The organism is Bradyrhizobium oligotrophicum (assembly GCF_051168495.1).
Taxonomy (GTDB): Bacteria; Pseudomonadota; Alphaproteobacteria; order Rhizobiales; family Xanthobacteraceae; genus Bradyrhizobium; species Bradyrhizobium oligotrophicum_A.
Map to the genome: position 1 here is coordinate 18,325 of NZ_JBNPVB010000029.1, position 12,716 is coordinate 31,040.

The following is a 12,716-nucleotide window of genomic DNA, read 5'->3' on the forward strand; positions in this document are numbered from 1 at the left end:
CGTTGGAGGCGAGCGTGACGGAGTTTCTGTGCAAAGCTACGCGCCGCCCGGCCGCGCCAGCCGCTCGATGGTCTGGTTGTGCCGCGTCAGCAGATCGCAGGCGTGGCCGATCTGCCGCTCGCGCAACGCCTGCAGGATCAGGCGGTGATCCTGGTTGGTGCGCGGGCGCCAGCCGGCGTTGCGCGCCATCGCGAGCACGAGGCGTGAGTTGGCGAGGCGCAGGCCGTCGAGGCTCGCCAGCAGCCGCGGCATCGCGCAAGGCGTGACCAGCGCGCGGTGAAAGGCGCGGTTGGCGGTCTCGAACTCCGAGATCGTCTCGGCATTGTCGGCCTCGATCAGCGCCAGCTCGATCGCGGCGAGATGCGTCGGCGTGTAGCGCGGCGCGGCGTTGCGCAGCGCGATCACTTCGAGCGCGACCCGCATCTCGACGATCTCCTTGGTCGACTTCGCATCGAGCGGCGCCACCCGCACGCCGCGCCGCGGCGCGGCGACCACGAGATAGAGCGCCTCGAGCTGCCGGAAGGCTTCACGCACCGGCACGTGGCTGGAGCCGAACTCGCGCGCGACGTGGTCCTGCCGCAGCGGGGCGTCCGGCGGCAGCGCGCCGCTGACGATGCGTTCGGTGATCGCCTCGGCGATCCGCTGGGCGGTGGTGAGATTTTCGTCCTGCATATCCATAGATTATCTATCGAAAAAACCGATGCAGCCCAAGCTGCGATTGTCTACGGTGCTCGAATGCAGCACTATCATAGATAATATCTATGATAATCTATAATTTGCTTGGAGTAAGAGCATGGTGGATGTGAGAAGCGCGTCTTTGGACCTCGTCGGGGAGGGCGGCACCGTCCGCCATGATTGGACCCGGGACCAGGCCGATGCGCTGTACGCGCTACCATTCCCCGAGCTGATGTTCGCTGCCCAGACGGTGCACCGCCGGCATTTCGATCCGACCCGGCTGGAGACCGCGAGCCTGCTCAGCATCAAGACCGGCGGCTGCCCGGAGGATTGCGGCTATTGCTCGCAGAGCGCGCATTGGGACAGCGGGCTGAAGGCGACCAAGCTGATGGAGCGCGACGCGGTGGTCGCGACGGCGCGGCGCGCGAAGGAAGCGGGTGCCGAGCGCTTCTGCATGGCCGCAGCCTGGCGCAGTCCCAAGGACCGCGACCTCGACCAGGTCTGCGACATGGTCAGCGCGGTGAAGGATCTGGGGATGGAAACCTGCGTCACCCTGGGCATGCTGACGCCGCCGCAGGCGCAGCGGCTCAAGGAGGCCGGGCTCGATTTCTACAACCACAATGTCGACACCTCGCCGGAATTCTACGACCGCATCATCACCACCCGCACTCTGCAGGATCGCATCGACACGCTCGCGCATGTCCGCGACGCCGGCATCAAGGTGTGCTGCGGCGGCATCATCGGCATGGGCGAGGAGGTCGACGACCGGCTCGGCATGTTGGTGCTGCTGGCCAATCTCGCCGAGCATCCCGATAGCGTGCCGGTCAACATGTGGAACGAGGTCCAGGGCGTGCCGGTCAACGCCACGGCCGCGCGGCCCGACGGAATCGCGCTGGTGCGGCTGATCGCGGTGGCCAGGATGATGATGCCCAGGAGCGTCGTGCGGCTGTCTGCCGGCCGGCAATATATGAGCGACGAATTGCAGAGCCTGTGCCTGCTCGCCGGCGCCAATTCGATCTTCATCGGCGACGTGCTGCTGACGACAGCCAATCCGCAAGCCGACCGCGACGCCGATCTGCTGGCACGGCTCGGCATGACGTCGTCGTTGGTTGCGCGGTCGGAGGCACCGGCTGCTGCGACCGAACCGAGCCATGGCTCATTCGTGGAATGACACGAAAGTGCGCCGGGGCCTCATGGTGAGACGCGTCTACGGCGCTCCTCACCCTGAGGAGCCCGCCGAAGGGCGGGCGTCTCGAAGGGCGAGGCCTCATGGTTCGAGACGCGCCGCGCATGGCCACCGCTCACAATCAAGATCAGCTCGGCGCGACGCTCCTCACCATGAGGTTTTGGCACCGAGACTTGCGCTGCACATTGACCGTGAGCAGCGTGCTCATGGCGGCTTCGCAGCGACCCTTGGCGCTGTCGTGATACCGCGCCACCGTCATTGATGCGTTCACCGACAACGGAAGTGATCCATGCAAGCGTCCGCCAATCGTCTCGCAGGCTACGCCAACGGCTTACAGAGTCTCGCAGCCGATGACCGGCTGCGGCGTCTCAGTCCGAGGTCCGGTCTCGATTTCTCCTCCAACGACTATCTGGGCCTGGCGCAGGCCCCGCGCATCAAGCGCGCGGTCGCGGCGGCGATGGAGGCGGGCACGCCGGTCGGCGCCGGCGGCTCGCGGCTGCTGCGCGGCAATTGCGAGGAGCACGAACGGCTGGAGGCCGAGGCGGCGCGCTTCTTCGGCGCCGATAGCGCGCTGTTCTTCGGCTCGGGCTACATGGCCAACTTCGCCGTGCTGACGACGCTGCCCCAGCGCGACGATCTGCTCGTGCTCGATGCGCTCGTGCACGCCAGCACCCATGAGGGCGCGCGCGCCGGCCGGGCCGAGACATGTCAGTTCGCGCACAACGATCCTGAAGCGGCCGAGGACCGGATCCTGGCGTGGCGCAGGGACGGCGGTGTCGGCCGGCCCTGGATCGTCGTCGAAAGCCTCTACAGCATGGACGGCGACATCGCGCCGCTGGATGAATTGATCGCTGTCGCCGACCGCCATGATGCCTTCCTGCTGATCGACGAGGCGCATGCGACCGGCGTGTATGGCATGCAGGGCCGCGGCCTTGCCGCGGCTTACGAAGGCCGCGACAGCATCGTCATCGTCCATACCTGCGGCAAGGCGCTGGGCGCGGCCGGCGCGCTGGTCACGGCGAGCCGCGTGCTGCGCGAGGTGCTGATCAACCGCTGCCGTCCCTTCATCTTTGCGACGGCGCCGTCGCCGCTGATGGCGGTGGCGGTCAGCGAAGCGCTCGCGATCCTGCAGGACGAGCCGGAGCGGCAACAAAGGCTCACGCAACTCGTGGCCTTTGCGCATCGCGAGATCGTCGCACGGTTCGGCAAGAATTGGTCGTCGTCGCAGATCATTCCCTACATCGTCGGCGACAATGCGCGCGCGATGCACCTCGCGAGCGCCTTACAGCAGCGCGGTTTCGACATCCGCGGCATCCGGCCGCCGACGGTGCCCGCCGGCACGGCGCGGCTCCGGCTATCGCTGACCCTGAATGTCGACGAGGCCGCGATCACGGCGCTGCTCGATGCGCTCGCCGAGCTCGATGAGGAGCCGCGATGGCGCAGCGCATCGTAGTCACGGGGACCGATACCGGCATTGGCAAGACCGTGTTCGCGGCCGGCCTCACGGCGCTGCTCGGCGCCTGCTACTGGAAGCCGGTCCAGGCCGGGCTGGAGGAGGAGACCGATTCGCAGCGCGTGCAACGGCTCGCCGAACTCAGCGACAGCAGCGTGATCCCCGAGCGCTATCGGCTGGCTGAGCCGGCCTCGCCGCATCGCGCCGCGCGCCTCGCAGGCATCCAGATCGATACGCTCCGGCTGGATCCTCCCGACACCGGCGGCAGGCCCGTCGTGATCGAGGGCGCCGGCGGCGTCATGGTGCCGCTCGACGACGACACGCTCCATCTCGACGTCTTTGCGCGCTGGCGCTTTCCCGTGGTGCTCTGCGCGCGCACCAGCCTCGGCACCATCAACCATTCGCTGCTGTCGCTGGCGGCGCTGCGCAGCCGCGGCATCGACGTGCTCGGCATCGCCTTCATCGGCAACGCCCATCCCGACAGCGAGGCGACGATCTGCCGTCTCGGCGAGGTGAAGCGCCTCGGCCGGCTGCCCTGGCTCGCGCCGCTCACCGCGACATCGCTGCAGCAGGCCTTCGCAACCGAATTCAGGCGTGCGGATTTCGAACCATGACAGGCACCACGGCCTCGCCGATCTGGCACCCGTTCACGCAGCATGCGCTGCAGCCGGAGATGACGCCGATCGTCAGCGGCGAGGGCGCCTATCTCCATGCGCGCGACGGCCGCCGCATCATCGACGCCATCGCCTCCTGGTGGGTGGTGACGCACGGCCATTGTCATCCGCACATCGTGCGCGCCATCCAGGCGCAGGCGGAGCGGCTGGATCAGGTCATCTTCGCCGGCCATACCCATGAGCCGGCCGAGCAGGTCGCCAAAGAGTTGCTCGCGCTGGCGCCGCCGAGCCTCGCCCATGTGTTCTTCTCGGACAGCGGCGCCACCAGCGTCGAGGTCGCGCTGAAGATGGCGCTCGGCTATTTCCGCAACATCGGCGCGCCGCGCACGCGCATCGTGGTGATGCAGCATTCCTATCACGGCGACACGATCGGCGCGATGTCGGTCGGTGCGCGCGGCGTGTTCAACGCCGCCTATAAGCCGCTGCTGTTCGACGTCGCCGTCGTCCCGTTTCCGGCGCCGGGCCGGGAGCAGGCCAGCCTCGACGCCTTGGCCGCGATCTGCCAGCGCGACCGGCCCGCCGCCTTCATCGTCGAGCCGCTGGTGCTCGGCGCCGGCGGCATGCTGATGTATCCGCCTGCGGTGCTGCGCGAGATGCACCGGATTTGCCGGGCGTCCGGCGTGCTGTTCATTGCCGACGAGGTGATGACGGGCTGGGGCCGCACCGGCACGCTGTTCGCCTGCGAGCAGGCGGACATCGCGCCCGACATCGCCTGCTGTGCGAAGGGCCTCACCGGCGGCGCGATGCCGCTCGCGGTGACGCTGTGCAGTGCCGCCATCTTCGAGGCGCATCGTTCGACCGACCGCGCGCGGACGTTCTTTCATTCCAGCTCCTATACGGCCAATCCGATCGCCTGCGCGGCGGCCGCCGCCAATCTCGAGCTGTGGCGTCGGCCGGAGACGCGGTCGCGGATCGCCGCGGTCGCCGAATCGCAGGCGCGCTGCCTGGCGCGCTTTCGCTACGACGAGCGGTTCTCCGACATCAGGCGCTGCGGCACCATCACCGCGCTGGATCTCCACGCGGATGAGCCCGGCTACCTCGCCGAGGTCGGGCCGAAGCTGCACGCCTTCTTTCGCGACAGTGACGTGCTGTTGCGTCCGCTCGGCCATACGATCTACGTCATGCCGCCGTATTGCGTGACGCCGGACGATCTCGACGCGGTCTATGCCGCGATCGACGAGGCCGTCGATCAGGTGCTGTGAGCACGCGCCGCCGACAGGCGATTTGCGCTCCACGATCCCGCGCATTAGCATCGCTCCGGCTAATGCGGGAGGAAGCAGCCATGAACGCGCCGGTCAGCGGTAACAGCTCCAAGGAGCCGAAGGATGCCAGCGAGGCCATGATCGCGGCGCAGCAAGCCCTGCTCGGATCTTTGCCGTTTGCCGACATGACCGATTTCGACGACGCGGCGCGCGGCTTTCTCGGCAGCATCGATCAGGCCAAGGTGGCGACGGCGCAGGGCCGCACGGTCTGGAGCCTGGAGCCCTACGCCTTTCTCGAGGCCGAGGAGGCGCCGCCCACCGTCAATCCGAGTCTGTGGCGGCAGGCGAAGCTCAACATGCATCACGGCCTGTTCGAGGTCGTGCCCGGTGTCTACCAGGTGCGCGGGCTCGACATTGCCAACATGACCCTGATCGAGGGCGACACCGGCGTCATCGTCGTGGATACGCTGACCTCGATCGAGGGCGCGCGGGCCGCGCTCGATCTCTATTATCAGCATCGCGGCAACAGGCCGGTCACCGCCGTCATCTTCACGCACACCCATACCGATCATTGGGGCGGGGCGCGTGGGGTGGTCGACGAGGACGCCCTCAGCAGCGGCGGCGTGCCGCTGATCGCGCCCAACCTGTTCATGGAGCATGCCGTCTCCGAGAACATCATCGCCGGTCCTGCGATGCTGCGCCGGGCGCAGTATCAGTTCGGGCCGCTGCTCGCGAAGGGGCCCAAGGGCCATGTCGATTGCGGCCTCGGCAAGACCATGGCCGCCGGCGGCGTGGCGCTGCTGCGGCCGACCGACCTGATCATGGCGACCGGCGACACCAGGACGATCGACGGCGTGAGCTTCGAATTCCAGATGGCGCCGAACAGCGAGGCGCCGGCGGAGATGCATTTCTTCGTGCCGCGCTACCGGCTGTTGAACCTCGCCGAGAACTGCACGCACAACTTCCACAATTTGCTGCCGTTCCGCGGCGCCGACGTGCGCGACGCGCTGGCCTGGTCGAAATATCTCGGCGAAGCCCTGCAATTATGGGGCGGCAAGGCCGAGGTGATGTGCGGCCAGCATCATTGGCCAGTGTGGGGCGCGAGTCGCGTCGACACAATGATCCGCGAGCAGCGCGATCTCTACAAATTCGCGCATGACCAGACCTTGCGTCTGATGAACCACGGGCTGACCGCGAGCGAGATCGCCGAGCAGATCACGCTGCCGAAAAGCCTCGACGGCGCATGGCATGCGCGCGGCTATTACGGCCACATCCGGCACAACGTGAAGGCGATCTATCAGAAATATCTCGGCTGGTACGACGCCAACCCGGTCAATCTCGATCCCTTGCCGCCGGTCGAGGCCGGCCGGAAATATGTCGAGTACATGGGCGGTGCCCAGACCCTGCTGTCGCGGGCGCGCGCGGACTTTGCGAAAGGCGAATTCCGCTTCGTCGCGCAGGCCGTGGGTCACCTCGTGTTCGCGGAGCCGGACAATCTCGATGCGCGCGCGCTGCTCGCCGATACGCTGGAGCAGCTCGGCTTCGCCGCCGAAAGCGCAACCTGGCGCAACGCCTATCTGTTCGGCGCGCAGGAGCTGCGCCACGGCATGCCCGAAATCCCGGCGCGCCCTGCGATGCCGCGCGAAACCTTGGCGGCGCTGCGCACGGAGCAATTGTGGGACGTGCTCGGGGTGCGCCTGAACGGCCCCAAGGCGGAGGGCAGGCACATCGTGCTGAACTGGACATTTACCGACACCGGCGAGCGCTTCGTGCTCACCTTGCAGAATTGCGCGTTGACCTATGCGGTCGGCGTGCAGGCGTCGACCGCGGATGCCGGCTTCACCTTGGCACGATCGACGCTCGACGAGGTCATCGCCAAGGCGACGACGTTTCCGGAAGCGGTCGCCGCCGCAAAGATCAGTTTCGTCGGCAACCCGATGCGGCTCGCCGAGCTAATGTCGCTGATGGACGAATTCCCGCGGATGTTCGAGATCGTCGAGCCGAAGCGCGCCGCGGTCATCTGATGGACGAAGCAGGCCGGATGCTTGTCCGGCCTGCTGCGATGAACTACTCGGCGCTGCTGACCAGCCTGATGCGTGGCTCGGCCTTCTCGATCAGCCGGCGATAGGCTGCGACGTAGTCGAGCGCCATGCGACGTGCGGTGAAGCGACGCTCGAACTGCTCGCGCACGCGACCGCGGCTGAGATCGGACAGGCGGCTGACGGCGGAGACGGCACTGAGTTCGTCCTCGACGATGAAGCCGGTGACGCCGTCGTCGATCACTTCGGGCACCGAGCCGCGGTTGTAGGCGATGACGGGCGTCCCGCACGCCATCGCTTCGATCATGACGAGACCGAACGGCTCCGGCCAGTCGATCGGCAACAGCAGGCCGAGCGCACCGGAGAGCAAGTCTGGCTTCTCATGGTCGCCGATCTCGCCGATGTACTCGACCAGCGGATTGCCGTGGATCAGCGGATGGATCTTCTGGTCGTAATAGTCCTGGTCCGCCCGGTCGACCTTGGCGGCGATCTTGAGCGGGATGCCACAACGCATCGCGATCTTGATCGCGCGATCGACGCCCTTCTCGGGTGCGATCCGTCCGAGCACCGCGAGATAGCTCGGTGTCACCGGCTTCGGCGTCAGCAGCTTCTCGGGAAGGCCGTGGAGAATGGTGCTGATCCAATTCGCATTTGGAACCGGCCGGCGTTGCGCATCCGAGATCGAAACGACCGGAACATCCTTGAAGACCGAGAACACCGGCTGATGCTCGGGAAGATCGAGTCTGCCATGCAAAGTCGTCAGAAAGGGCGTCGGCTGGCGATGGAACAGCGAGAACGGATAGTAGTCGAGGTGAAAATGAAGGACGTCGAACGCTTCATCGTCACATTGCTGCCGGACGTTCTCCAGCATCACCATATGCAGGGCATTCGGGTCGCGCACCGAGCCGTCGAGTCGCAATGCCCTTGGCCATGTCGGACAGAGTGTGGCCGTCGTCTGGGAATCGCCGCTCGCAAACAGCGTCACGTCATGGCCGAGGGCAACGAGCTCTTCGGTCAACCAATGGACCACTCGCTCGGTGCCGCCGTAGAGCTTGGGAGGCACGGCTTCCGTCAACGGAGCAACCTGCGCGATGCGCATCTCATCGTCTCCTATATGTGAAAGAGGGAGGGGCTCCTCCGCGATCCGGCGATAGCCAGACGGGAACGTTCTCGCATTTGCGAAGTTCCTTGATCCGAGACACTTTCTTCCAAGCCACGTTCGTCGAGACATCGTTCCACGCGACGTCTCATTGATGCCATCTGGTGCTTCCAAACCCTGTGAGTGCAGTGAATGTCGACACACGCTGACGCCGCGACGGCGATGCTGCGGGAACTGAGATGACACGTCGACTCTGATCGGTTCCGGTCGAGCCATCGCCACTTCAGCAGCAAGAACGCAAAATCTCTCTCACGGACAGTCCATGGATCAGCTTTCAGGTTATGCCCACCGGCCCTTTCCCTTCGTGATGCGCTATCTGCGCGAACGCCCAGTGGCCCATCTCGTCATTCTGATGTCCGTCATCGGTGCCGTCGCCTGTTCGGTGGGCACGCAATATGGCGTTAAGGCGCTCGTCGACAGCCTTTCCGCAGGACCTGCGGGAGGCGGAAAGGTGTGGGCCGCGTTCGTGCTGCTGATGGCGCTGATCGCGACCGACAACGTGCTGTGGCGCGTCGCCAGCTGGATCGCGAGCTTCACCTTCGTGCGCGTCACCGGGGATCTCCGGCGCGACATGTTCCGCCATCTCACCGGACATTCGCCGAGCTACTTCGGCGACCGCTTGCCGGGCATGCTGTCGAGCCGCATCACGGCGACCTCCAACGCCGTGTTCACCGTCGAGAACATGTTCGTCTGGAACGTGCTGCCGCCTTGCCTCGCCACGGTGGCGGCGATCTGCCTGATCGGCACCGTCAGCGGCCCGATGGCCATTGCACTGCTCCTGATCGCAGCGATGATGGTGCTGGCGATGTTCCGCCTGGCCGCGGCCGGCAAGCCGCTGCACGACGACTTCGCCGACAAGGCGGCGATGGTCGACGGCGAGATCGTCGACGTCATTTCGAACATGCCGCTGGTCCGCGCCTTCTGCGGCCTGCGCCACGAGCACGACCGGTTCGATGCGACTGTGAACAAGGAGCTGGAGGCTCGCGGGCGCAGCCTGCGCTATCTCGAAAAGCTGCGCATTCTCCATGCGACGGTGACGATCGTGCTGACGGTGGCGCTGATGGCCTGGGCGATCTCGCTCTGGCAGCGCGGCGGGGCAACGACGGGCGACGTCGTGCTGGTCTGTACGCTCGGCCTGTGCATTCTCAACGCGACGCGCGATCTGGCCGTTGCTCTGGTCGACGTGACCCAGCACATCGCGCGAATGAGCGAGGCGATCGCGACCCTGTTGCAGCCGCACGAACTGCGTGATCACCCCGAAGCCGAGCCGCTGGTCAAGAGCGGTGCCGCGATTGCATTCAACGACATCGCCTTCCACTATCCGGGCGGGCACAAATTGTTCGAGAATTTCACGCTGCGCCTGCAGCCGGGCCAGCGCGTCGGCCTGGTCGGGCAGTCCGGCGGCGGCAAATCCAGCCTGTTCACTCTGCTGCAGCGGTTCTACGACCCGCAACAGGGCAGCATCACGATCGACGGCCAGGACATCGCCAGGGTCACCCAGCAGAGCCTGCGCGAGGCGATCTCCGTCGTGCCGCAGGACATCTCGCTGTTCCATCGTTCCATCCTGGAGAACATCCGTTACGGCCGGCCGAGCGCGACCGACGACGAGGTGCTGCGGGCCGCGATCGCGGCGCGCTGCGATTTCGTCGAAACGCTGCCCGAGGGGCTCCAGACGATGGTCGGCGACCGCGGCGTGAAGCTCTCCGGCGGCCAGCGCCAGCGCATCGCGATCGCGCGCGCCTTCCTCAAGGATGCGCCGATCCTGCTGCTGGACGAGGCGACCGCCGCGCTCGATAGCGAATCGGAGGAGGCGATCCGCGAGGCATTGAGTCGGCTGATGCGCGGGCGTACCGTGATCGCGATCGCGCATCGTCTCACGACGTTGCGCAATTTCGACCGGGTGGTGGTGCTCAGGTCGGGCCGGATCATCGAGGACGGCGCGCCTGACCGGCTCATGCAGGGCCAGGGCCCTTACCGGGAACTCGTCACCCAGGAAATGAACCGGCTCGCCAAATTTGCCGCCTGATCGTTGCGCCGGGTCGCGTCGAGAACGTGCACTCTCGGTTGTGTGGGCACTTCAACTTTGCACGAGGTCAACATGTCCGCCGAAGCCGCAACCACGCTGTCATCGATCCCCCGGATGGACGAGCCTGCCGAGCAGCCGTTCTACATTCCCATGACGGGGCCGGCGGCCCGTCCTCGGCGATCGCTCAAACACGACGACACCTTCATCGTCCTCGACGGCCATGGCGACATCGGCGCCTCGGCCGGCGGTCCGGATGGCCTGTTCAATGCCGATACGCGCTATCTCGCACGGCTCGAATTGACGCTGGACGACGTTCAGCCGCTGCTGCTGGGCTCCAGCCTGCGTGACGACAACTCGGCGCTGACCGTGGATCTCACCAATCCCGACATCTACAGCGACGGCCGGCTGGTGCTGCCGAAGGACATGCTGCACATCGTGCGCACGATCTTTCTCTGGCACGGCACCGCCTACCAGCGCATCGGGCTGCAGAACCATGGCGATCGCAACGCCAGCTTCGACCTCAAGCTGACGTTCGACAATGATTTTGCCGACCTGTTCGAAGTGCGCGGCTCCGTACGGTCCCGGCGCGGCATCGGTTCGAGCCGGCTGGTCGATCCGAGCGAGGTCGTGCTCAACTATCGCGGGCTCGACAATGTCCTGCGCACCACCGACGTGACCTTCGATCCGCGCCCGACCAACCTCACCGCCAGCGTCGCGACCTATCATTTCGACCTCGCGCCGCAGCAATCCGCCTCGCTGTTCGTGGCCGTGATGTGCAACGCCAAGGCCGGCGAGCGGCCCCGGCGCTTCTTCCGCAGCCTGCTCGCCCACCGCCGCGAGATGCGCCGCTGCACCGTCGGCGGCGCCAGCATCGAGACCTCCAACGACATCCTCAACGAGGTGCTGTGCCAGGCGGCGGCCGACCTCAACATCCTGATGACGGACACGCCGGAGGGACGTTACCCCTACGCCGGCATTCCCTGGTACTCGACGACGTTCGGCCGCGACGGCCTGATCACGGCACTGCAGATGCTGTGGGTCGATCCGCGCATCGCTCGCGGCGTGCTGCGACGGCTCGCCGTGCATCAGGCGCGGCAGACCGATCCGCTCGCGGATGCCGAGCCCGGCAAGATCCTGCACGAGATGCGCGGCGGCGAGATGGCGGCGCTGCGCGAGGTGCCGTTCGCTTGCTACTACGGCAGCGTCGATTCGACGCCGCTGTTCGTGTTGCTGGCCGGGCTCTACATCGAGCGCACCGGTGACATCGAGACCTTGCTGGAACTGTGGCCGGCGATCGAGCTGGCGCTGAGCTGGATCGACGGGCCGGGCGATCCCGATGGCGACGGCTTCGTCGAATATCAACGGGCCTCCGAGCAGGGGCTCGCCAACCAGGGCTGGAAGGATTCCTACGATGCGGTCTTCCACGCCGACGGGCGTCTCGCAGAAGGCAACATCGCGCTCGCCGAGGTGCAGGGCTACGTCTACGCCGGCAAGCGGCTGGCGGCCCGCTGTGCGCGCCGGATCGGCAAGGCGACGATGGCCGATTGGCTCGAAGCGGAAGCGGCGCGGCTGGCCGAACGATTCGAGGACGCCTTCTGGTGCGAGGATCTCAACACCTACGCGCTCGCACTCGACGGCGACAAGAAGCCCTGCCGGGTGCGCACCTCGAATGCCGGCCAATTGCTGTTCAGCGGCATGGTGCGTGAGGACCGCGCCCGCAGGGTGGCGGCCGATCTGCTGCGGCCGCATTTCTTCTCGGGCTGGGGCATCCGCACCGTCGCCTATGGCGAGGCGCGCTACAACCCGATGTCCTATCACGACGGCTCGATCTGGCCGCACGACAACGCGCTGATCGCGCTCGGCCTGTCGCGCTATGGGCTGAAGCATGCGGTGGAGCAGGTGTTCAAGGGCCTGTTCGAGGCCGCGTCCTACATGGATCTGCGCCGGCTGCCGGAACTGTTCTGCGGTTTCCGACGCGAGAAGCATCGCGGGCCGACGCTCTATCCGGTGGCCTGCGCGCCGCAGGCCTGGGCGAGCGCGACGCCTTTCACGCTGCTCGAAGCTGCTCTGGGGCTCGAGTTCGACGCCGCGCGCGGCGAGATCCGGCTGCGCAATCCGCGACTGCCGGACTTTCTGGATTGGGTGGTGCTGCGCGATCTCAGGCTCGGCAACTCGACGATCGATCTGCGCGTTCGCCGCCACGGCGAGGACATCTCGATGGAGGTGCTGCGGCGGCGCGGTCAGATCCAGGTTTCGCTGGTGCTGGCGCAATGACGGGGCCGACGCAGCGCATCAGCCGATG

At 66.4% G+C, this 12,716-nt stretch carries 9 protein-coding genes; 7 read left to right on the forward strand and 2 right to left on the reverse strand.

The window, feature by feature from the left end; genetic code table 11:
- Positions 1-36: 36 nt before the first annotated feature.
- Positions 37-672: a GntR family transcriptional regulator gene (locus ACQR1B_RS33575; protein WP_434835413.1), complete on the reverse strand. Its 636-nt coding sequence runs from the start codon at positions 670-672 to the stop codon at positions 37-39.
- A gap of 121 nt (positions 673-793) precedes the next feature.
- On the opposite strand from ACQR1B_RS33575, the gene bioB reads away from it, so the two are divergent.
- The 5 genes from bioB to ACQR1B_RS33600 all read left to right on the forward strand — a co-directional run bounded on the left by bioB (position 794) and on the right by ACQR1B_RS33600 (position 7,214).
- Complete coding sequence (gene bioB / locus ACQR1B_RS33580) at positions 794-1,846, forward strand: biotin synthase BioB (RefSeq protein WP_434835300.1); 1,053 nt, start codon at positions 794-796, stop codon at positions 1,844-1,846.
- Positions 1,847-2,150: 304 nt separating this feature from the next.
- A complete protein-coding gene (locus ACQR1B_RS33585; protein ID WP_434835299.1) occupies positions 2,151-3,314 on the forward strand; it encodes an 8-amino-7-oxononanoate synthase in 1,164 nt (387 codons plus the stop codon).
- Positions 3,296-3,928, forward strand: a complete 633-nt coding sequence (bioD, locus tag ACQR1B_RS33590; RefSeq protein WP_434835298.1) for a dethiobiotin synthase — start codon at positions 3,296-3,298, stop codon at positions 3,926-3,928. Before ACQR1B_RS33585 ends, bioD begins: the two co-directional genes overlap by 19 nt.
- On the forward strand, positions 3,925-5,190 hold the full coding sequence (locus ACQR1B_RS33595) for an adenosylmethionine--8-amino-7-oxononanoate transaminase (RefSeq protein WP_434835297.1): 1,266 nt from the start codon (positions 3,925-3,927) through the stop codon (positions 5,188-5,190). The genes bioD and ACQR1B_RS33595 overlap by 4 nt, the downstream gene beginning before the upstream one ends.
- Positions 5,191-5,270: 80 nt before the next feature.
- Entirely contained in the window at positions 5,271-7,214 is a 1,944-nt protein-coding gene (locus ACQR1B_RS33600; RefSeq protein WP_434835296.1) for an alkyl/aryl-sulfatase, read from the forward strand.
- A 43-nt stretch (positions 7,215-7,257) separates the two neighbouring features.
- On the opposite strand, the gene ACQR1B_RS33605 is transcribed toward ACQR1B_RS33600, so the two are convergent.
- Positions 7,258-8,328 carry a glycosyltransferase family 4 protein gene (locus tag ACQR1B_RS33605; protein WP_434835295.1) on the reverse strand — a complete coding sequence of 357 codons (1,071 nt, stop codon included), beginning with the start codon at positions 8,326-8,328 and terminating at the stop codon, positions 7,258-7,260.
- Positions 8,329-8,650: 322 nt separating this feature from the next.
- Here ACQR1B_RS33605 and ACQR1B_RS33610 point away from each other — a divergent pair, with 322 nt between their 5' ends.
- Entirely contained in the window at positions 8,651-10,414 is a 1,764-nt protein-coding gene (locus ACQR1B_RS33610) for an ABC transporter ATP-binding protein (RefSeq protein WP_434835294.1), read from the forward strand.
- A gap of 72 nt (positions 10,415-10,486) precedes the next feature.
- A complete protein-coding gene (locus tag ACQR1B_RS33615; RefSeq protein ID WP_434835293.1) occupies positions 10,487-12,688 on the forward strand; it encodes an amylo-alpha-1,6-glucosidase in 2,202 nt (733 codons plus the stop codon).
- Positions 12,689-12,716: the final 28 nt, after the last annotated feature.